Source organism: Reichenbachiella sp. (assembly GCF_033344935.1).
Taxonomy (GTDB): domain Bacteria; phylum Bacteroidota; class Bacteroidia; order Cytophagales; family Cyclobacteriaceae; genus Reichenbachiella.
The window spans coordinates 133,010-156,074 of record NZ_JAWPMM010000001.1 but is presented as its reverse complement, the minus strand read 5'-3'; the positions used below and the strand labels follow the sequence as shown (position 1 = coordinate 156,074).

Sequence of the window (23,065 nt, the reverse complement as noted above, 5' to 3'; positions counted from 1 at the left end):
AATGAGTACAGAAACTTTGGAACAAGCGATAGTAAAAGAGCCAGCAGAGCCTTTATTGTCGAAAAGAAGGAAGAAGTTCATCACTGATCCACTGAACGATGATAACCCGATTACCATACAAGTATTGGGTATTTGTTCAGCACTAGCAGTAACAGTAAAGATGGAGCCAACATTGGTGATGTCTATCGCTGTGTTGTTTGTGATTGTATTTTCAAACTTGATTATCTCTTTGATGAGAGATATCATTCCTGGTCGTGTAAGAATTATTGTGCAGTTGGCGATTGTGGCTACTTTGGTAACCTTGGTTAGTGAAGTGCTAAAAGCTTATTTGTTCGACATGTATAAAGTACTGGGAGCTTTCGTTGGGCTGATTATTACGAACTGTATTGTAATGGGTCGTTTGGAAGCATTTGCCATGGCCAATAAAGCTTATGATTCTGTACTAGATGGTTTGGGTAGTGGATTTGGTTATGCTTGGATCATTCTGACAGTAGCTTTCTTCAGAGAGTTATTCGGTTCAGGAACTGTATTTGACGTGCCGGTTTATGCCACATTGTCTGAATGGACAGGCGGTTTGGTAAACATACAAACCAACGGATTGATGGTAGATTCTATCGGAGCCTTTATGGTATTGGGAATTTTGATCTGGGTGCAAAGAACACAAAACGGATACGTAGAACACTAAGCCAACGAGCTAAAAGAGATTTAAAATGGAAGCATTTAATATATTCATCAAAAGCGCATTTATCGACAACATGGTGTTCGCATACTTCTTGGGTATGTGTTCGTTCTTGGCGGTATCTAAAAAAGTATCTACAGGTCTTGGACTTGGAGCTGCGGTTATCTTCGTATTGACAATTACTGTACCGATCAACTGGTTGCTACAAGAGTACGTGTTGAAAGAAGGTGCCTTGGTATGGCTGAACGGTAGTTTCGAAACCATCGACTTGAGTTTCTTACAATTCATCATGTTTATTGCGATTATCGCGGCGATGGTGCAGCTGGTAGAAATGATCATTGAAAAAGTTTCTCCTTCACTATACGGATCATTGGGTATCTTCTTGCCATTGATCGCTGTAAACTGTGCGATTCTTGGAGCGTCACTTTTCATGGTGCAGAGAGATTACTCTATCGTAGAGGCTACGGCTTACGGTGCAGGATCTGGTTTCGGCTGGTTCTTGGCGATCATTGCTTTGGCAGCGATCAGAGAGAAATTGAAATACTCCAATGTACCTAACGGTTTGAAAGGATTAGGAATTACAATGATCCTTACCGGATTGATGGGTATCGCCTTCAAATCCTTCATCGGAATTGTGCTCTAAGCCAATAAGAAATTAATTTGAAACAGAATCCAGTCTTCGTAAGAGGGCTGGATTTTTTATTATGTATTTGGGCTCAGAATGGGATAATCTGAGGAGCCCTAAAGTCAAAATCTCTAATGTTGAGGTAAGCGGAGTTGGTCACTTGTACATTCCCTTCCGACGCATTGATAGGAGCGCTAGGATAATAGGCAAACCGAAGTTGAATAGTAGAGATGGCCAGGTTATCATTTCGTAGCCGAATACCGCCGCCAAAGCCCATAAAATGGTCTGCGTCAAAAAAGTCGTTGCGAATATTTTGAGTAGCTGTATAATCGAAAAACGCAAAAGTGGCCATTCGAAAATCGATGAAATTTATTGGAGTGAATACAACGGTTTCGAACTTCAAATTGAACTTAGTAGTGGCCCGCAAATAATAGTTTCTAAGCCCTCGAATACCAATGTCGCTTTCGGTATTCAAAATGTATTCTTCATCCGGATTCAGCGCTTGACTAAAAGTAACATCGACGAACTGCCGAAGCTTTACCTGATTAATCGTATACAATGGTGTAAAGTAGTCTACTCCAACTTTGAAAATTCCATTTTCGTAGCCACTGTCCCCAATAAAACTGCCCCACGAAACGATGCCATTGAAGTAACCGAATTTTTTTATGTATCCCCCTCTGGCAAAATTAAAACCAAAATAGATTCGATTGTTGAACTCGGCATCTTGGTACCCAGCAACTACGCCAATAGCACTTCCTGTAGGAATATCCTCTGTCCGGCCAAACTCTACAATAAAACGGTCTTTGTAGTAGTTTCGCGCACTGAGCCCAAGGCTCACTAGATAAGTAGTCTTGTCATGATATCTGTAATTTGTGTCTGCACTGACTTGAGGTCGATCAAAATAGTTGGCATATTCAACCCCAGCTGAAGCGACTGCGTTGGTCTTGGCATTGATTCCCAGCAACTGCGTTTTTATATTGGTTTGAAAAGCTCTACCCAACCACAAGTTGGAGTATTCTTCGTCATATGTATAGGTTGATGTCACGTCGGTTATTGGCTCATAATTGTACTCACCAAATGTATATCGACTATAGGTGGCTCCTCCTGCGTATTTCATTTCCTGAGTTAGAAAGTCTCTTTCTAAAAATGCACCGTAGCCAGTTCGGATGAAGTGATAAGCATAGTTGAATTCTGCATCTATGAATGATCCGCCAACATTAGATATTTTATAAAAAAAATCGGAGCCATTCCCTCGGATATAATCATATTCAAATTCATGACCGAGGCCAGCAATGTTTATGGAAGTAATTCCAAATAGGGCATCGTTATCTCTGTCAGGACTAAATATGACACTATAGGGCAATACATCTTGAGTAACTACCATTACATCGGCTTCTTTTTGATTGGGGTTCTCGTTGATCATGATTCGAGCATCTTTCACATACCGTAGGCGTCTAATCAAACGTTCACTATCGACAAAATCATTGGGATTGACGTGCTCACCCATCTTAAATGTCAGGTTTCTTCTAATGATCCAATTTTGGGTATGAATGTGTACTTTATTCCATGGAGCAGTCCATTTCGACGGATTGTATACGGTGGTGTCTCTAACTGTGGCGCCAAATATGGGAAGTGATTTATAACCTATGGACGAGATGGTTTCTCTTTCATATGGGATAAATCGTTGTTCATGCAATTCTTCTGTTTTAGGTGAGCCATTTTGTACAAACATATAGTCGTACATCAGGTTAGATAGTTTGGACTTACTCATCTTCTGTTCTACTTGTCGGTAAAACTCTTGAGAGCGTTGCATATTATTTTTTCTTACATAAAAATCTGTAGTATCAGGCAGAACAAAAATCGTATCTACTCTAGCATAATAAGCACTGTCATTGATGAAAACAAACCTATCGGCCTTAACCTTTAGTGTATCCATTTTGGTTTTTGGTTGTGAGCCGAATGTTCGAGTTTGACCGAGCGCATTTTTTGCGAAGAGGCATATTGTCAAAATCAAAATAAAGGTAAATGGCTTCACAAAGTACTCAGTTTGGTTCGCTTAAGGGTCCACAATCTATTTAGCGCAAATAAAGAAAAAGATAAAAAAAGAAGACCCCTAATACTAGAGGTCTTTCCTTAAATATAATATTATTTTCAACGATTATTCGTATCGCAAATTGTCAACGGGATTGAGTTTGGCTGATTTGATGGTTTGCGAAAATACCGTGATAGAACCGAGCAAAGAAAGAATTAGGATACTTGAAAGAATTTCTACCAATCCGATTGTTTTGTTATAAAAGATAATCCGCTGCAGCATAAACTCATAAACTGCATAGGCGAGAGGAATGGTTATTACCAATGCAAGTAGCATCAGTTTTAGGAAACCCTGAGATAGATGACGTGTAAGTTGAGGAACGGATGCTCCCATTACTTTGCGAATCCCAATTTCTTTCACTTTGTTTTCCATTGTGAAGACGACCATTCCAAGCAAGCCAAGACACGCAATACTTACAGCCAAGAAACTTAGAAAACCGAACATCTTAATTGGGTTTTTCAGCTGATCATATATGGCATTAAGTTTATCTTCCAGAAACGTGAATTCGTAGGGAATTAGGTCATTCAAGGCTTCCCATTTTTGTTCGAATTTCGTTGCGGTTTCAAAAACATTCTGAGTATCCACCTTTAATGTGGCGAATGAGAATTTGCTAGGGTCGTATCTAAAAAAGAATGGTTGAATTTGTTTCATTACCGGCAAATGATTGAAATCATCGATCACTCCAATAACTCTAGCGGTAAGTCCATGAGGCAATCTGAATGTTTTATCTATTATTTCATTTTCAGCTAATGCCATGGATTGAGCAAAGGTTTTGTTGACAATAATTTGTATTTCATTATCCTGATTAAGATTCTCAATGAATGAATGGCCCCGAATTAATTTGAATCCCATTAGTTCGAGAAATGAATTGTCAACAAACATTTGATGCACCGCGACCGAGTCTTCGACTTGGTAAGTTTGAACCCAAACCTCATTATTGGAATGGGTGCCCGGAATTCCTGAAGAAAAGGCAATTTCAGATACTTCGGGGAAATTCGAATATTCGTGTGCAATAATCTCAGGTTCGATATTGTGCAAAGGAATAATTACTTTTCCCTTCTCATCGAATCCTTTGTCGTAATTCATTGAATGATAATACTGTGAAATCATCGCAATAGCACCAAAGATGAAAAACGTTGAAAGACAAAATTGAAATACTGTTAGTCCGTTTCTGAGCTTTGATTTGAATAAAACCCCGGCTTTGCCCCCTCCTCTTAAGGATGAGATAGCTCTCATTTTGGAAAAATAGGTGGCAGGTATTACACCCGCCAATAGACTGGTAAAAACAGCAAAGCCAACAAATGCGACCATCACCGGAAGGTTTATACTTAAATCAAGCATCTCGGCACCTATGATCATCGCCAGATATTCTTCTCTAATGATAGTGAATATATAAATAGCGCCAAATAAGGCAATAGAGGTAATGATGAAAGTTTCAAATATGAACTGAATAAAAATATCCCGTCGCCCACCACCAACTACTTTTCTCATGCCTATTTCTTTGGATCTTTTCAATGCTCTTGCCATGGATAGATTGGCATAATTGAAACAGGCAGGAGCCAGGATGATTAGTGTCAGTAGAATAAAAAAAGCCATGGTTAGTCGATCGAATGATGGCCCTATGGAGTAGTTGATGTTTTCTCCGGCAGCAATATTAGTGACAGGTTGTAAGTTCAACTCAAGCGTTTCGTCCGGGTTAGACAACTCCTGAGCAATTTGTTCCAATGGGATTTTGAGCTGTTCTGGAGTACTGCCTTTCTGGAGCAGAAGATAGGTGTAACTATTGGTGTAAAAACGATAGTCCTCAAACCGCTTATTCAGTCCAGGTTCAATAGCATCCAGGGTACTGTAGGAAACTAGAGATTCGAACTGCAAATGAGAAGCCCCCGGGTAGTCTTTCATTATACCTGTGACTTGAAATGTCCCCTTGTTTTCTAGTTCTATAGCATCTCCAATTACGTTGGTATGCCCGAACAGCCGCAATGCAGCTTTTTCAGTTAGAATGATGCTGAATGGTTCTTGAAGGGCAGTGGACTCATTACCTGCCATCAGTGGAAAAGTGAAGATTTTTAGAAATGCCGGTGGTACGTACAACCCTGAAACAGGCAGTGTATTTTGATTGATCTTGACCTCTCCTGAGAATCCATCATTAATGGCGACTACTTCTTCTATTTGGTTAGTGTAGGATTTCAAATTGTCATGAACGTAAGGAGCTGTTGTAGCGAACTTGTCATTGACTTGATTATTGATTACCAATGTGTTGACGGTATAGATTCGATCTTTGTTTATATGAAACAAATCAAACTGCTGAATACTGTAGTACATGGTGATACTGAGTAAACAGATTGACATACCGAGGGACAGTCCTAGAATGTTAATTATAGAAAATGATCGATGCCTGATCAAGGTACGCATGGAGACTTTAAAAAAGTTGTATAGTAATGCTGGAGAGATGCTGCTGGCTCTGTATGAGTGAGCTGCATTAGCTTTTCTTGATTTTAGGGCATACGAGAAAACCAGTGAAAGCACTTGCTTCCAAAACATTCGATTGGCTTTTGACTTGCCATACTTATCTACATTAGAAAAATATATTTCTTCCATATCTCCATAGAGATCTTCTACAGCGGCTGATCCAGCCATCCAGAAGAAAAGGCGAGTAGCGAGCTGAGGCGGTTGTTGAGTTTTTTGACCTTGATTTTTCATTGCGAGCTGAGTTCTAGATTTGACAAATTCCACAATTCATTGCGGAGGCTTTTCATATCAGCTAATGCTTGTTTGGCAGATGCTGTCAGATGAAAGTAGCGTTTGCGCCTTCCTCCGCGCTCCTGTGTCGGCTCACCCATATACGATGTGATGAATCCTTTTTCTTCTAACCTGGTTATGGTAGAGTGGAGTGCTCCGATGCTTATTTTTCTGTTGGCACGTTCTTGGATATCTTCCAATACCGCAACGCCATAAGCCTGTTCTCCCAATACCGCGATGGTCAGGAGGACTAGTTCTTCAAATTCGCCAATATGTCCCTTCATAATGTATGAGTTTTTGAGTTTTCAATTACTGCATACGAAGGTAATAATTATTTGTTTCTATTTTTAAGAAGATATAGCCGCTTGGCTAATTATTTTGATTTTCAAGAATATCAGAAAGGCTTTATTGAGCTATTCTCAGGACAACTCCCCCTGAAAATTCGCCATGCACGATAGGTACATAAAAAGAGCTGCCTCCTCCACAGCCACCTGTACCGCAGAATATTCCTACTCCACTAAACATTAAAGGCATAAACATTTTTGCTTGGAGTTTGATCCCAATTTTTTCAGTTGGAAATATTTTGACTCCTAATCCTGCACCCATTGAAAATCGAGTAACAGCATCTAAGTCATGAAAATTGCTATTGTCGTCTGACCTGACGTTTTTAGGTGTGTAGGCCACTACTCCTAAACTCATTGCTCCATACGGCCTGATCATCTCATTCCCACCAAGGAGTTTTTCAACACCAAGATGATAGTGTTCAGTAACAAGGTCAAAATCATATAACTCTATTTCCTGAAAAGCCGGATAATATATGATTCTTCCGCTTGCCGAATTTCTATTGTAGAGAAATTGCACTTGCATACCATTTCCTAAGTCGTACCCTAATGTCCCTCCGAACACACCTCCGTCGTAGACGTCAATTTCACCATCATAGTAGGTGGATTTACCACTTACCATATATCCACCATAGCCAGATAGTTCTATGGCCTGAGCATGGAGGTTAAAAAAGCCTAATGAAGCTAAGAGAATTGTTAAGATGTATTGTTTCATGTCATAAGTCTATGAGGTGAGCGCTCTATTTGAAGAGAATTTAGTCACAAAATATGAACCTAGACAGATTCAGATTAAAAAATTAAGACTATCTTATTTTGTTGTCCAACTTACGGCATTAAATTTCTATTTGATATGAGGTTAAGATATTATTTTACGTTTTTATTTTTCATAAACCTTACTTTTTCTATTGCGCAAGAAAGACTCCAAGGTGGACGACCCTATTTAGCAGGAGAGTCGTTTTTAGCGCCTACTGTGGGCATGAAAGTGAGAATTCCTGAAAATTGGAAGGGATTTTATCCTCATAATAGCGAAATATTTTCAATGGCTAACGATACATCGGTGGATGTAAGATGTATGTATTTTGCTAATCAAACGAGTTTGAAAAAATTGGCTTCCAATTGGAAAAAGGGTTTCCCTCTGGGACAAGGATTATCCATTGAATTGGATGGCGGCATTTCAAAAAGTGGTGATATCATGACCGCTAAAATCAATGTTCCGGGAAATGAGTTAGTAGAAGGTACGTTGCTGTCACGCTGTGGTCCGTACGGCTATTGTCTTACTGCCATGGTTTTTGGACAAAAGGTAGAAATGAAAAACTATCAAGGGAAACTGGAGCCTATTATTTCTAAGATCGAATTCGTAAAACCAATTCCGCGTAGCGAATTAGATGTTTTTGATTGGCAAAAAGAACTGACAGGCAAATACTTGTTTGCTTATGACCGAGAGAAATCTTCTAAAAAAGAAGGTCAGATTTGGTTGAATCTTGATGGCACTTTCAAAAGCAAAATGAAAAGTACCGGAATGTTTAAAGAGCAAACAGGAAAATATAAAGGGACCAAAAAGGGTTCATACTTTATTTATAATGAGAAGAGTGGTGAGCCTGCTAAACTGGTGTTACTGTTTTCCAAATTACCAGAACTCACTTTACCATTAGAAAAGAAACAGGATCAGTTTTATATCAATGGACAAGTATTTTACTTCAGCTATCCGTAAATTTATCCAAGTGTAATTCTCACCATATTTTGATCATGAAAAATTCTATACTTCTATTATTTGCCTTATTAATTAGCCTCTCCGTAAAGGCTCAAAGCGACGATGACTATTTCGAAATATTCCGCTCGACTTTTGGAAAGGATAAAAAAACAATTGTTACAGAGCTGATTCCGCTCGAAGAAATCACGAATGCATCATTCAATGAGGTCTACGATGCCTATGAAGCCGAACAGCAGTTATTGGCCAAAGAAAGGTATAAATTGTTGGAATCGTATATCGAAAACTATTACGATATCGATGATGAAAAAGCTGATGAATTGATGAAACAGGCCTTGTCTATTAAAAAGAAGGAAACTAAGATAATGACCAAGTACCACAAACAGATGAGCAAAAAATGCGGAGGTAAAATAGCTGCACAGTTCTATCAAATAGAAAATTATTTTAGCAACGCCATTATGCTGACCATAACGGAAAACCTTCCTTTCGTAGGAGAATTGGAATAGTAGACCTATTCGGCAATAGGTCGATAGATCATTACTTTTCCTTTCGTGACATGATTTAAATTGAAATTGCTCACCCCAACTTTTTTGCCCCAGTCGCTGGTATTTTGATGTGCCATGTCGAAATTACCCGGACCATTGACTTTATATACAATGGCCGTGTGCTGGCCCATAGCTGAAGAATAAGTAGTGTTGCCTTCTGTCCATTTCATTTCAACATTTTCAAATTGGATCAGGTCGCCAGGAAGAATATCTTCTTTTTTTAAATTCAGTCTTCTGCCATATATGGTTACTGTTTTCATCGAACTTCTGTCGAAATAGGCACCCGAGTAGGCGAGGGCTTCAGCTGCTAAATCCCAACATTCGCCACGGGCTACTTTCTTGCCCATTACTGAATCCACGTAAGTGATGATTTTGGCATTGAGTTCAGGAAGCTCGCCTTTGATACTAAATGAAGTCAGAGCAAGTAGCAGCAATAAATTTTTCCACATCATAATATTTGTCTTTGAATCTTACTAATTACGAATTTCTCCTTCGAAGGATATCAAGGTACTTGTCAGGTTACTATCGACTTAGTCTGTACGACTGTGTTTAGCTCCCAAATGAATAAAATGGCAAAGAAAATCCAATGAGAATTTTCCATCTTTCCCAAACCATATCTGTTGTAGATTCTAAATCAACTCCTGAGTCAGAGTTATTTTCTCCGGGAATTCTAGCTATTCGGCCAACCTTTTGAATACCTCTCGAATAAACTGTTCCAATGGTTAAATCAATCTTTTTTAGATCCAAAGAAAAACCTCCACCATAGTGGTAGATGTCTGCCGAAAATAAATTGCTGTCAAACCCATCAGTTTCTTCAAATGAGTCTCCTTCAAAAGTTTTAACTAAGGAAGAATAGTCCGTTGAGAAGCTGGTATAAGCATTGACTTTTTTGCTTAGATACCATTCCATGCCTATTCCATAATTAATCACGGATTTTCTCTTATCCACATATCGATTTAGAATCATAGTACCATCCTCTGGTGCTTGTCTTTCAAAGGGAGTAGGAACCATGGCATAATGAGCATCTACTTTATCAAACCATTCTCCACTGATGCTAATAATGTTTTTTCCAAGATTGATTCCAACACCTAATGCGGCAGACATTGGAGCCTTATGAGTAGCGCTCTGCGCATCTCCCCAGCCAATTTCCGCCAGATTAGAAAACTGGGAGGCACTGTTGTGATAATCGGTAAGAATTTGTCGATAGTAAGTGTCTCCCGAGCCTCGGAGTCCAGCTTTGGGAGTTGTATAGGTGAGGCCCACCTCGATGAATTTGCTACTATAGTTTAAACCAATTTTGGCCACGTAGCCCAAGCTGGTTGTGCTCCTGTTTCTGGTTAATTCATAGGTAGCTACTTCGCATTCTACGCAACCACTACCGTCTTCTTTGGCAACAATATTCTGCGAGTAACTACTACTCATATTGTGAACAGCTAGAAATTGGGATAGCCCTACAGACCATTTTTTCTTATCGTCGAGCGGAATGGCCCATGTAAGCCCCATCCATTCTTCTTTAATGCTTTTGTTCCAATTGAGATCTGATAAATAGGCTTCTTCTCCAGCCCAGGCATCGTTGAAGTCGAGGGTTTCGACTTGTGACAGGCTCAATGTGTAGTCCATATTCGTTCTGGATAGGAATCCATAAGCAAACTTATGTCCATGAAAAAACTTTAGAAATTTGACTGAATCAAGATTAAATGATCCAGCCGCCAAAGTTGGAGCAGATCCAAAAACAGATGTACCTAAATCGGCTTCCCCGACACCGTCCTTCACTTTCAGTGATACATTTTGGTAAGCCTTTGCACTAATCAAAAAAGTAGGGTCTTCCTGAAGGGCTAGCCGAGCAGGGTTATAGTACATAGCTCCCAGATCGTCCACACTACCTACTACTGAACCGGACATCAATGTGGACTTATTTCCATATTGCTCAGTCCAGTAATGAGCGTCTTGGGCCAATGTTGTGGTAGATATAAATAATATTAGAGAGAAAATAGAAAACTGTTTAGGGAGGATGATATTTCGCATATTTTATCTAGTTATTTAATATAAAAGTAGTGAAATAATGTCAGGATAATAGCTCGTGTATGAAGAGAAAAGAATAGAACTGACGATGTATTTAACCATGTCGGATTAAAGGATTCTCTACATTGCACTACCCAATTACTATATACCAATTATATAAGAATTTACATCTTCGTCTCCAACAAGTTCAAATTTCTTCTTTAAACGATACTTTGACATTGTTATACTCTCATATTTAACATTCAGTAACGTCGAAATTTCTTTGTTTGTAAGCCCCAGTTTAACAAGTGCGCAAAGTCTTATGTCATAAGTAGTCAAGTTAGTGTGATTGGATTTGAGTCTTTCAAAAAAACCAGCATGTACCTGAGAAAAATATAGATTGAAATTATTCCAATCCTTCTCGAGTGCCATGTTCACGTCGATAATCTTTTTGATCTTAGTATCTGATCGATTATCTAATTTCAGACCTTCGACAATTTCAGCAAATCCATTGTTTTTATGAATCATGCTCAGCGTTTGACTCGAGAGCAGTTGTTTATTTCTATCAAGCTCAATTTTAAGCGATTTCTTTTCAGCCGTATGAAGTTCATTTTTTATTTGATGTTCTTTTCTAGACTTGAAGATGATTAGTCCTAGAATGGATACCAACGCAACGCCCGAAATGATGGCGATTATGCGATGATTCTCTGCACGAACTTTTTCTACAAGAGCCTCTTGCAGGTCTTTTTCTTTTTCTAACGTTGCGATATCTGAATTATATCGCGCAAATTGTTGCGCCATTTTTTCATCAAAGGCGGCTTGATTCATGGTTACAGTTTGTTTTAAGTATTTGAAAGCACTATCTATTTTACCTAAATTTTCGTATTCCTTAATTAGTTTTTCAGCAATGAAGCGTTTTAAATCTTGCAACTTGCTTCTTTCAGCGGTATTAAATGCTTTGTTGTAGAAGATCAAAGCACTATCAACATGTCCAATAGATTTGTATAAATCTGCTAATCTGTTTTGTGCCATAAACATTTCTGTGACGCTTTGCGAGTTTTGAATCAATTCAATTCCATTCCTTAGGTATTTAGTTGCGAGCTCTATATTTCCATCCATTTCACTATAATCTGCCAATTTAAAGTAGGAAGCTGCAATGAAAGAAGGTATTTGTCTCTCCTTAGCCAGACGAAGACATTTTCTAATATAATAGTTCGCACTGTCTTTATTTCCTAGTGAATAGTGAATAGTGCTTGCTAACCTGTACCCCTCAATGGGAGGATGATCATGGAGTTTGGCCTCTTCAATGGCTCTTGTTATATAAGTCAGAGCTTCTTGGTTTCGACCAAGGTGAATAAAAATACTAGCTATATTGTTGTAAGAATGATACCTTCCTCCTTGAGATATGGGAAAACCTTGAGAGAGACTTAAAAGTTCCTCATATATTTTTAATGCATCAGCATATCGATCTTGTTTTTTCATTAAACCAGCCAATCCATTTTTGACAAAAAAGTGAAATTTATCCTTACCTAGCTGCTTGAAGAGTTGGGCAGACTGTAAGTAGAGAGTCTCAGCTTTTTCGCTTTCTCCTTTTCTGTAGTAGAATTTGGCCAGATACCATTTTGAGACTGCAAGATGAAATTCGTCTTTGATTTCAATGAAGTCATGATGACACTTGTCTAATAGGTTATAGGCTGTTTGCAAGCTATCCCTGTTCAAGAAGTACATGCCTAAATTCAAACTGGCCTCGGATATTCCTACGGAATAACCAAGCTCTTGACTTTTGGCGAGAGCTATTTTGGCTAAGAGAAAAGAACTGTCTTTCTGTCTTGATCTCATTTCGAAAGAAATAGAATTCAGAGAATCTACCCACAATTTTTGATGATCCGTTGGTTTCGCATTTTCCATTTTGGATTGCTGGCTACAGCAATTCAATAGAGCTACACAAGCCAATAAAATTGCGCTAAAGTAAGTATTCAAAAGGTGCTTCATTTATCAAGGCTAAAGTAGTGTTTAGTAGAATGAGTGACCCATGCTGTAGAGTGTTTGTAAACTTAAATTAAGGCTAAAATTCAATTTGTTTTAGTCTATTGTGCAAGAATTGATCATTGAGGTAAACGAATTATTTCATTTCGGAATAACCTTGAAGATAAAATGTATGGTCATTCAGAATCACAACAAGCAAAGTATGAAATACGCACTCACAACAACACTACTTATATATTCTTTAACCCTTCTTTCACAAGAGCTGGTCATAGAACCAAGTCGCACAGCTGGAGTTGCTCCACTCTATGTGTTTTTTGATGGGACTTCTTCAACTGGGTTAGAAGGTGTCAATGATTTACCTAATGCCGACTTCAGTTGGGATTTTGATGTGAATAATGCTCACTCATCTGGGAATTGGGAATTAACCAAGGGCATGGTGGCTGGCCATGTGTTTGAAGAACCCGGAACATATACAGTGAGCTGTACCATGATTGCCAGAAATGGTTCAGTGGATAAGGAAGAAGTCACCATTACTGTCTCAGAATTTTCAGGAACTACTTATTATGTGTCGAATGAAGGTAGTGATTCTAATGATGGACTAAGTGAGGTAAACCCTTGGGCAACTGCAAATCATGCCCTTGCACAATTGGCTCCAAACGCACGAGTTCTATTTCGAAGGAATGACACTTTTGAAGGAATAGACTTTCGTATTAGGAATCTCAATGAGGGAGTGAAAATCTTAGGTGCTTATGGATCAGGTAACGACCCAGTTCTCAGAAATGCACTTGGAAATCCAGTAATTGATATTACAGCCTGCTCCGATTTGATTGTGATGGATTTACACCTATGGGTGAATGATTATACGGATGGAACGTCCAACAACTCAAATCGAGGATTAAGAGCAGAAGAAAGCTCCAATATTTTAGCGCTTCGTTTGGAGATAGACGATGCAGCATCGTTTGCTACTTATCAAGACGATGGTGATCTTCTTGGTATATTTGATTGTTACATCCATGATATTGGAACTATAGGCATTTTTTCAAGTGATAGCAGAAGACTCAGCTGGGTCGGAAATACCATCGATGGAATGGAGACTACACAACCTGAACATGGCATGAGGTTGCAAGGTGGTGAGAAGCAGTTTATTGCCCATAGCAAGTTTATGAATATCCCAGATGTAAAAACAACCCTAACCGTTCGAGGTGATGGTCAGCGGCATATCATGATTTATAAAAATCATACTGATCGGATCATTCAAGTAGCACCTACTGATCATAATCTTATTCAGCATGTATCATTAGCTACTATTGAGGCAAACTACATCGGTGCGAACCCAGCTTATCAAAATGTAAATTATCCTCCACCCATTTCAGCTATAAATGTTCTGGCAACTGAAGTGGTGGTGAGAAACAACGTTATTGATGGGATGCGAAGAGGGGTTACCATATCGCTTGAGAATCCTGCAGTAATTCCGGGTGATATCGATATCTACAACAATACCATGAACTGGCGAAATGTGATGGAAGCTAGCGGAACAATTGGAACTATGATGGCGGGTAATCAATCAGTTAACGTAACCGTAAGGAATAATCTAATGGCTGCTCCATCGACAGGCGAAATGCAAATATATGATGGCCATGACAACACCAATCTTGTTGTCTCAGATAACTTGATGACTGTATCACCAAATTATGAAACTGACGAACTTCCTGGGTCTGCTTCTCACATAAATAGCGTTTCAAATTTTAAGCTGGCTGAAAGTAGCCCAGCGATTAACCAAGGGGCGCTTGATGTACCAGTTTACTTTGATCAAACCGGCGGAAAACGGTATTATGGGTCAGCACCCGATTTGGGTGCATTTGAGTTTGATGATGGTGGTGATTCGACAAATCCTGATCCTACAGAAGGTCGAAATGAAGTACTCGGGTTAGCAGTTATTAAGTCGTTGAAGCTCTTTCCGAATCCTGCGAGTATGTTTTTACAAATTGACGATCAGCATCTTGGCAAGAAGGTTGTCATTATTTCTATAGAAGGAAAAGTAGTAGCGAGACGTTCAAAACTGGATGATACTCAGCTAGATGTTTCGGGGTTGCCCTTGGGGTTATACCTATTTATTGTCGGTGGAGGAAAAGAAAGGCTGGTAGGACGCTTCATCAAGCAATAAAATTTCTATTGTATAAAAAAAATCTATTTGGATAAATGAAAGGTAAAAGTCACTTTACAATTGCCTTAAAAGAAAAACCCAAAGTCGAATGAAATAAGATTTTCTTCAGGTGAGAAGGCATAGGACAGGGAGGCTGCCGCTTTGCTGAGTGGGGCTACCCATAACCCAAAACCTGCTGATCGATGCCATACATCCGAAGGTGTGGATGTCCAAACTCTACCTACATCGTAGAATCCATGAATGCCAAATTTTCCAGGAAAAAGAATGGAGGAGAAGTCCAGCAGTTTGATGCGCATATCTACATTTTGATAGAATGTAGTTCGTCCATAAAAACGTGTCTTTCGAAATCCTCTCAGGTTACTTCTTCCGCCTAGCGTATTGGCGTTATAAAATTCGTCATGCACAAATTTTCCGAAGTTATGAGCATAGCCGGTTCGAGAGGCTAGAGTAACAATGGCCGGAAATTGAAAACTATAATATAGCGCTAGGTTAGAATGCAAATGCGTAAAGTCATTGGTGTTCTTGCTGAGCCCTTGATAGCTGGAAACTTCATTTTCCCAGTACAACCCTCTGGTAGGCAGTAATTTTTCATCCCTTGTATCAAATTCTAACGTGGAATAAAGGCCACCATAATGCCTTCTGTCATTGAATAGGTCATCTGTCGGAAACTCATTGAAACCAGGAGATGTGATGTAAGTGTTTTCTCTTTCATCAATTTCAATAGTTTTTTGATGGACGCCGAAAAGGAATTTTCCTGTGTTGCCTATTTGGTTGTGTAATGCTAAATAATATGAGTTGTCTTCCACTCTCAATCTATAATAATCAATGCCTAAACTGACATCATATACAGACTCGTTGCCTATTCCAAAGAAGTTATTTACCACTGGCTTTTGAATGTCTATCACAGTCTCCAAATTCCATTGACCAATTACGTTGGTGTATTCGCCTTTATATTCAATATTGAAGGCACCAGTCGCCACCGCCACATCCGCCAACAATCTATGCCGAGAGGCAAAAGGATCTTTACGCCAGCCATGCTGGGTATATTGAAAACCGCCCCCTAAGAAAACACCATCGTCACGGTTGTACGAGCCATAAATTAGCGGTAATAGCACATCATATTTGAATTCATATTTGTTGTAGTCATTGATATTGGGATTGTTGCTCAGTCGAGATTTGAAGCTATGGCTTTCGGATGCTATCAATGAAGAACTTCTTCGATCATAAACACGAATATTTTTTGCCGCTTTTGAAGATTCATCAAAATATTCATCACTTCCTTTTCCTCCAATTACTCTTACCTTGATTCTACATGCTACTTCACCCATCATTTTGTATTGATCGTCATCTCCCATTCCATAAATTCTGACTTCTTTGGTATCATCAGATTGAAAAGTCCGTTGATAAAGAATTTGCTCTTGGTGTCCTTTTTTGGAGATCTTATGCACAGTAACTCTCACCTCTTCTTTGCTTAAATTCTCGATCAAGAAAAGTTCTTTTTTATCTGTTCCAGTCACGTTCACATTTTTTGCCAAACTTTCGTAAAATTCGATTGCATAGTCTTGAAGGTTGTCTCTTCGAGCCTTCAAGGTTTGAATGGTCTTTTCTCCTGTCAAGGCATAAACATTTTCTGGCCAAAGTTTAATGGCCTGTTCTATGGATTCGTCTGTCAGACTATCTTGAATGAGCTTGATCATGCCTTGCCAATCTTCTCGATCAGGCTCATTCATAAAAATTCGATCGAAAAAACGCGCATTAAAATTGAAACCGGGTGACCAACGTACGTCATCGTTAAACCCTTCAATTTTGGCCATGGCCCATCTTCTGCTCGCAATTTTTGGTAGAAGACCTTCATTCATAAAAAAGGTCTGGCCTCTATCTCTGGGAATAGGTTTGTACATTTTGCCTTTGTCTTTATCAAAAGAAGCCCAACGCCACTGGTCTTCATGTCGGTCCCAGTCTCCAATGACCATATCAAACAGTCTGTTTCGAAGTACAAATTGTTGATCTACTACATTGTCATTGTCTTCCATAAGCTCTTCTTGCACATCCGGAGAACTGATCAAGTCGTCTGAATAGCCAAAAAACTTGGCGTCTGACCAATCTCCGCTTGGTCGCTCTTCAAACAGGGCTAACTCGTTGGCCAATATCTCTCGGTACTCACCGAAAGCCCCATCGTCTGGCACGTACACCAGCTGTGGATTGGTGTGATAGATACCCACGGCTTCGGCCATGGGAGGGATCACATACGCAGCATAGGGGTGGCTGGAACTAATTTGATCTTGCACTACACCAACTGCAAATGTTTCTTGTAATACATGGGGAAGTGCTTTGTGAGCATATTTTTCTACCGAACGTAAGACATATTGTTTGCCATCTTTGGCTTCGAGTCGAAGAGAGTTGGTCTGCATACCGCCTCCTCGCTTGATGACTTCCAGCCCACCTTTTTCTTCTGTTATATTGAAAATAGGAGCTTCGACTGGCAGGCTCCAAACATCTCTATAGTTTGATCCCATCCAGGTACGTTTACTTTTTGAGGCCTGATATTGTAAGGAAGCTGGCGCGACCTTCGTAGTACCCTCAAAGCTATACCTTGGATAGTTGGCATTGGGATCTTTGATCGGGTTGAATTCATAAAGATCTGCTGAATAAATCTTTTCTTCATGGTCATTTGGAGACCAAAAATTCAACGATACTTTAGAGCTGTTATATACGAGCTCTCCGAACCCCACCTTCGACTTTCCAAAAGTCAAAAAAGCCCCATTCTCTTTGAGGTAAGTAGTTTTAGACCCTGATCCGCTGACTACATAATTCACGCCGTCTTTTTGAATATGCTGTAGTGAATGTTCATGTCCTGCCGTATAGATAGTATTTGGATATTGCTTGAGCAGCGCTTCCAAAGAATTTCGAATGGCTTTATATTCTGGATGAGGAATATCCTGAATGGAGCCTGCAGTAGCCCGATAGCCAGGATAAATGGATCCTACAATTGGCAATGGGATGTACAGGTTGTCATTAACTTCAGTTAAGGGAAAAATGTGAGACTTGAGTGGAAATTTGCCTCCATGTGGCCCGTAACTGTATAGCGGATGGTGAGAGGCTAATATGACATGATCATTTTTGTGCTTCTCTAAAAGAGAAGAAATATCAACCAATACATCTGCCGGTTCGGTTTTGTTTAAAGGGTCACTCTCCAGCGGTTTTTCCCAGGCGTGAAGAATCCATTGCATATCGAAAACGATCAGATAAAGTCCATCTGCTAGTTTAATCTCTTCCGGTCCTGGCTCAGCATTTTTAGGATAAAAGACCTTCTTACTGTCGAAGTATTTTTTTACAAATTTCTCCTGTTCAGTGACGTGTGACCAGCCTTCTTCTTGGCCTTTAGCCCAATCATGATTGCCCGGAATCACGATCGTTTTACCCTTGAAGTTTTTAGTGATATCAAACTGCAGTCTGAGTTTTTCCTCAGCCTCTTTTCGATTGGGATGGTCCTTAGGAGGCAAACCTTTAGGATAAATATTGTCTCCTAAGAATATCAGTGTAGACTCTTTTCCAGCAGCCTCAAGTTGACTACTCAAAATCGAAAGGTTGTCTTTGGCCAAAGAAGGTTCACCAGCATCTCCTATTAGAAAAACTTGATGCTGAGTATTTGGAGATTGTGATTGGGAAATTCCACAAACAAAGCCTAAGGCTATTATCAATAAGATGGATCGAAACATCACTTCATTTTATACTTTAAGATATAACCCTTGTCTCCTTGCCCTTCGCTAGAGATAAACAAATCACCATTTGGAGCAAAACAAATGCCTTCTGGCTGACCTAACAATCGAGGGTCTAGTGGAATGGTGGCTTTGATTTCACCTTTTCGGTCTGTAATAATCATCAATTTCCCAATAGAGGCAATCATGTAGATATGGCCATTGGTGGGGTGTAGAGCGATACCAGATGGTTTGAAATTGATTCTTTTTGCCTCATATTCAAAGTCTTTGTAGGTCTCCAGGTAGTCTTTGATATCATCTTTAGAAATGTTGAAAGCAGCTTTCTTTTCAATTTCCTTTTTATCCAAATCAAAAAAGAAAATGGACCGTCCTTTTTTCTTATTGTCTTTTAGACCAGCGTCTCCTTTGCAAGCGACTAGAAGTTTGTCACTGATAGGATCATATGTCAAACCTTCTACATCATTGTTCTTTTTCAGGTCGGTGTTATACTTTTTCAGTTTCTCGGCTTTGCCATCCGAACCTGGCTCGAACTTATATATATGCCCATTGCTCTCTACTACGTAAATTTTTTCACCATCAGTCGCAATACCTTCATAGTCTCCGGAGTCCGCAAACCGCACAGTATTTTCAACTTCTCGCTTTTTGAGGTTATAGAAAAACACTTTGCCATCTTCATCCTGAACGCACGCAATTGTACTCGGTGCATAATAAGTCATTCCCGAAATTTCTTCTAAAACATAAGGAAGGAAATATTTGGCGTCAGGTTTTTTTAAGTTGTAATTATCAAGTCCCTCTGATGTTTGGTGAAAAAGGGCTTCTGCAGTAGGACGAGAGTTGTATTGACAGCCGAAAGTAAAGGTCCAACAGACCAACAGGAAGAATTTTGCTTTTGGCATAAGTTCTCGGTTATATTGAGTGCTTTTTTAGCTTAACACTAAAATTATGAAATGCGTTTGGTATGTTACACCATTAGTCAGGAATTTGTTTCATCTCATTTTTGTTAATTTGTGGTTTAACCAAAAATAAATGGCAACTATTACATCAGTCTTATCACAGGTGAAAGCTTATGTTAGTTCTTCTTTGAAGAAGGACTTGCCTGAGCACTTTGTGTATCATGATCTCGCACACACAGAAGAAGTGGTTAAAGCAGTTGGTTTGATTGCTGATGGCGAAGGATTAAGTGAAGAAGAAAAGGAGACTGTAAAAATAGCCGCTTGGTTTCATGACTTAGGCCACGTGAGTGATTGTGACTGCCATGAAAAAAGAAGTGCTGAAATCGCCAAAGAATATTTAGAGAAACAGAATTTTCCTTCGGATCGAATTTCACAAGTGGAAGGTTGTATCATGGCGACCATGATGCCTCAGCGCCCGCTTAATCACCTAGAAGCTGTGCTCTGTGATGCGGACCTGTATCATCTTTCCACGGATCAGTTTGAACCTCGGGCTAAGTTGCTAAGGAAGGAATGGGAAGATATCAAGGAAGAGGAGTTTAAGAATTCTGCCTGGAGAAAAATTAATGCCGATTTTTTGAGTGGTCATACTTATTTCACCGAATACGCACGCAAGCACTTTGAAGAAGGGAAGGCGAAAAATCTGGAGGAGTTGAAAAAACAGATCTCACAGAGCAAAAGAGAACGCAACGCTGACCTAAAGAAAAAAATTGCTAGCCTGGAAAAGAAACTAGAAAAGGCAACCGTCAAGGACAATAAACCTACCCGCGGCATTGAGACCATGTTTCGTACCACCTCCAAAAATCATTTGGATTTGAGTGCTATGGCTGACAACAAAGCCAATATTATGATTTCGATCAATTCGATCATTTTATCTATTATAGTCTCAGTATTAATAAGGAAGCTGGAAGAGTATCCACATTTCATTATTCCTACATTGATTATGACGGTCATCTGCTTAGTGACAATCGTACTGAGTATTTTGGCGACCCGGCCAAATATTTCCAAAGGAAAGTTCACACAAAGTGACATCATGAACCAACGAACGAACCTGCTTTTCTTCGGCAATTTTCACCAAATGAGTTTGGAGGAATATGAGTGGGGCATGAAAGAATTGATGAAAGACAGCAATTATTTGTATGGCAGTCTGATCAAAGACATTTACTATCTGGGAGCTGTTTTAGGCAAGAAATATAAGAGATTGAGGGTGGCGTATACAGTGTTTATGTTTGGTTTTGTGATTGCCGTACTCTCTTTTATTATCGCTGAAGTGTTTTTCAAAAATCAGTACATGTATTAAGCGAATCAGGAGATTTGCTCCCATTTCTTTACCATCGCATAGGTATCTACCTGAGCATTGTAAAGTTTCTCACCCTTACTACGTTCTACTCTAACGTTTTTCAGGTTTTCATCGAGCATCACAGCTTTAGTATTGTCCTGTAGCTGAAGCTTTAATATTTCCTTCACTTCCTGTTTCACTTCTTGGTCATAGACAGGAAATGTCACTTCAATTCTGCTTTTTAAGTTTCGCTTCATCCAGTCTGCCGAACCCATAAACAGCTCGTCTTTGCCGGCATTATTGAACCAAAATACTCGAGCATGCTCAAGGTATCTGCCTACAATTCTACGAACCGTAATGTTTTCGCTCATGTCTTCAATTCCTGGGATTAAGCAGCAGATACTTCTTACAATCATTTCAACCTTTACACCGGCACGACTGGCTTCATACAGTTTGTCTATCATGCCGCGTTCCTCGATATTGTTTAGTTTGATGATAATCCTACCTTCTTTTCCATTTTTGACGTGATTGACTTCACGCTGAATGAGCTTATTGAATTCCTCTACAATGTTGAATTGGGAAACCAATAAATGCTTGAATGGCTTGGGTTGTTTTCTTCTGTAGAGGTATTTGAACAACTCATCTAATTCTTGCCCCATTTTGGTATGGCAAGTAAGCAGCCCATGATCGCAGTAAATGCTGGCCGTTTTCTCATTGAGGTTGCCAGTTCCGAAGAAGCAATAGATTTTGTTTGACCCATCGTCTGTTTTCTTTTTTACCAAGGCTACTTTGGCGTGGACTTTTAGGCCAGGAATACTATATATAATTCGGATTCCCTCCTTTTGCATTTTTTCGGCCCAGATCAAGTTGTTCTCTTCATCGAAACGTGCCTTGAGCTCAATAAATACAGTCACCTTTTTCCCATTTTTTGCAGCAGAAATTAAGGCGTTGCCAATAAGGGAATCGGACGCCATTCTATAGAAGGCCACTTTTATTTCAGCCACGTGAGGATCGATCGCCGCTTGATTAAAAAACTGAAGAATATAGTTGTAGCTGTGATAGGGGAAATGAAGCATCTGATCCGACTCATCAATCGCTGTGAATATGGATCTATGTCGGTCGATCTTGTGGTTTCTTAAAGGTTCCTGAGGTTCAAACTCCAAGGAGTGACCAACAGGATTGGGAAAATCCATAAAATCGAAAAGGCTGTGATATTTTCCCCCAGAGACTAGATCGTCTTCGGACAAATGAAAGACGTCCTGGAAATTTTCTAAGAGTTCTGGTGATGTGGTTCTGTCATAAAGAAAACGGGATGGAACACCCAAATTTCTTTTTTGAATCTGTTTTTGAATTTTTTCTACTAAATCTCCGCTGAATTCATCCTCAATATTCAGATCGGCATCTTTATTCATTTTGATACTCTTGCATTCCAAAACTTCATAATCTGGAAAGACGAAGTCTAAATGCATGGCTACGATGTCATCCAAAAAGATGTAGTGAAACTGAAAATTAGGAGATGGGATTTTAAAAAATCGAGGTAATCGGTTAGACGGAATATTAAGAAAGGCGAACTTAATTCCTTGTGAATATTTGCTCCTTAATTTAAGTGCAAAATATAGTTCTCTGTTATTTAGAAAAGGTTCTCTGATGGCCAAATCAAAATGATAGGGCTGAAGAAATGAAAGAACCCTCGTTTTGAAGTAATATAGGCATGCCGCACGCTGATCTTCATTCAATTGCTCTGGAGCTAAAATGAAAACACCATTTTTTTCTAATTCCTTCAGGACATGATTTCGAAGTGTATTGCCATATTCATCCAGCTGGATTTGAATTCGTTCATGAATCTTATCAAGCAGTTCATCAGGATTGATGTCAAGCGCCCTATTAATTTTTTTCTTTCCTATTTCTACAAGCCGACGAATATTGGCTACTCGAACTCTGAAAAACTCATCTTGATTGGAGGAATAGATGGCCAAAAATCGAAGTCTTTCAAAAAGGGGGACTTCGTTGCTCTGTGCCTCTTGCAGTACTCTATAATTAAAGGTGAGCCAACTTAAATCTCTATTGAAATAAGTGTTTACTACTTCCTGTTTTTCTTGTTCGGTATCCTGATTTGCTTCCAATGCCCTTTTTCAATTGAGAGAGAAATATAAGTCAAACGGCTTTCAATTCCTTTGAGATGCCTGTGATATATGTGTTAAATCTTTTCGAATTCAAATGAAACTTAAAAATAT

General features: G+C 39.3%; 16 protein-coding genes. 6 read left to right on the top strand and 10 right to left on the bottom strand.

Annotated features, from left to right (window positions below; all coding sequences use genetic code 11):
* Position 1: 1 nt before the first annotated feature.
* The gene (locus R8N23_RS00635; RefSeq protein ID WP_318169622.1) at positions 2-685 is read left to right on the top strand and encodes an NADH:ubiquinone reductase (Na(+)-transporting) subunit D; all 684 of its coding nucleotides are present in this window, start codon (positions 2-4) and stop codon (positions 683-685) included.
* A gap of 25 nt (positions 686-710) precedes the next feature.
* A complete protein-coding gene (gene nqrE, locus R8N23_RS00630; protein ID WP_318169621.1) occupies positions 711-1,322 on the top strand; it encodes an NADH:ubiquinone reductase (Na(+)-transporting) subunit E in 612 nt (203 codons plus the stop codon).
* Positions 1,323-1,395: 73 nt separating this feature from the next.
* Here nqrE and R8N23_RS00625 read toward each other — a convergent pair whose 3' ends face one another.
* The 4 genes from R8N23_RS00625 to R8N23_RS00610 form a co-directional block, all read right to left on the bottom strand.
* The gene (locus tag R8N23_RS00625; RefSeq protein ID WP_318169620.1) at positions 1,396-3,240 is read right to left on the bottom strand and encodes a hypothetical protein; all 1,845 of its coding nucleotides are present in this window, start codon (positions 3,238-3,240) and stop codon (positions 1,396-1,398) included.
* 222 nt (positions 3,241-3,462) lie between these two features.
* Entirely contained in the window at positions 3,463-6,099 is a 2,637-nt protein-coding gene (locus R8N23_RS00620) for an ABC transporter permease (RefSeq protein ID WP_318169619.1), read from the bottom strand.
* Complete coding sequence (locus R8N23_RS00615) at positions 6,096-6,422, bottom strand: PadR family transcriptional regulator (protein WP_318169618.1); 327 nt, start codon at positions 6,420-6,422, stop codon at positions 6,096-6,098. Before R8N23_RS00615 ends, R8N23_RS00620 begins: the two co-directional genes overlap by 4 nt.
* Positions 6,423-6,543: 121 nt before the next feature.
* A complete protein-coding gene (locus R8N23_RS00610; RefSeq protein ID WP_318169617.1) occupies positions 6,544-7,194 on the bottom strand; it encodes an outer membrane beta-barrel protein in 651 nt (216 codons plus the stop codon).
* Between the two features lie 135 nt (positions 7,195-7,329).
* On the opposite strand from R8N23_RS00610, the gene R8N23_RS00605 reads away from it, so the two are divergent.
* On the top strand, positions 7,330-8,190 hold the full coding sequence (locus R8N23_RS00605) for a hypothetical protein (protein ID WP_318169616.1): 861 nt from the start codon (positions 7,330-7,332) through the stop codon (positions 8,188-8,190).
* 35 nt (positions 8,191-8,225) lie between these two features.
* The gene (locus tag R8N23_RS00600) at positions 8,226-8,693 is read left to right on the top strand and encodes a hypothetical protein (protein ID WP_318169615.1); all 468 of its coding nucleotides are present in this window, start codon (positions 8,226-8,228) and stop codon (positions 8,691-8,693) included.
* 5 nt (positions 8,694-8,698) lie between these two features.
* On the opposite strand, the gene R8N23_RS00595 is transcribed toward R8N23_RS00600, so the two are convergent.
* The 3 genes from R8N23_RS00595 to R8N23_RS00585 form a co-directional block, all read right to left on the bottom strand.
* Positions 8,699-9,184, bottom strand: coding sequence for a hypothetical protein (locus tag R8N23_RS00595; protein ID WP_318169614.1), 486 nt, complete (start codon positions 9,182-9,184; stop codon positions 8,699-8,701).
* A 97-nt stretch (positions 9,185-9,281) separates the two neighbouring features.
* Positions 9,282-10,757 carry a hypothetical protein gene (locus R8N23_RS00590; protein WP_318169613.1) on the bottom strand — a complete coding sequence of 492 codons (1,476 nt, stop codon included), beginning with the start codon at positions 10,755-10,757 and terminating at the stop codon, positions 9,282-9,284.
* Positions 10,758-10,895: 138 nt separating this feature from the next.
* Complete coding sequence (locus R8N23_RS00585) at positions 10,896-12,725, bottom strand: tetratricopeptide repeat protein (protein ID WP_318169612.1); 1,830 nt, start codon at positions 12,723-12,725, stop codon at positions 10,896-10,898.
* A gap of 196 nt (positions 12,726-12,921) precedes the next feature.
* On the opposite strand from R8N23_RS00585, the gene R8N23_RS00580 reads away from it, so the two are divergent.
* Complete coding sequence (locus tag R8N23_RS00580) at positions 12,922-14,883, top strand: choice-of-anchor Q domain-containing protein (RefSeq protein ID WP_318169611.1); 1,962 nt, start codon at positions 12,922-12,924, stop codon at positions 14,881-14,883.
* A gap of 65 nt (positions 14,884-14,948) precedes the next feature.
* Here R8N23_RS00580 and R8N23_RS00575 read toward each other — a convergent pair whose 3' ends face one another.
* The gene (locus tag R8N23_RS00575) at positions 14,949-18,602 is read right to left on the bottom strand and encodes a BamA/TamA family outer membrane protein (RefSeq protein ID WP_318169610.1); all 3,654 of its coding nucleotides are present in this window, start codon (positions 18,600-18,602) and stop codon (positions 14,949-14,951) included.
* The gene (locus R8N23_RS00570; RefSeq protein ID WP_318169609.1) at positions 18,602-19,498 is read right to left on the bottom strand and encodes an SdiA-regulated domain-containing protein; all 897 of its coding nucleotides are present in this window, start codon (positions 19,496-19,498) and stop codon (positions 18,602-18,604) included. The genes R8N23_RS00575 and R8N23_RS00570 overlap by 1 nt, the downstream gene beginning before the upstream one ends.
* Positions 19,499-19,628: 130 nt before the next feature.
* Here R8N23_RS00570 and R8N23_RS00565 point away from each other — a divergent pair, with 130 nt between their 5' ends.
* The gene (locus tag R8N23_RS00565) at positions 19,629-20,852 is read left to right on the top strand and encodes a Pycsar system effector family protein (protein ID WP_318169608.1); all 1,224 of its coding nucleotides are present in this window, start codon (positions 19,629-19,631) and stop codon (positions 20,850-20,852) included.
* Between the two features lie 5 nt (positions 20,853-20,857).
* Here the strand turns inward: R8N23_RS00565 and ppk1 are convergent, their stop codons facing one another.
* Positions 20,858-22,954, bottom strand: a complete 2,097-nt coding sequence (ppk1, locus tag R8N23_RS00560) for a polyphosphate kinase 1 (protein ID WP_318169607.1) — start codon at positions 22,952-22,954, stop codon at positions 20,858-20,860.
* Between the last annotated feature and the right edge of the window lie 111 nt (positions 22,955-23,065).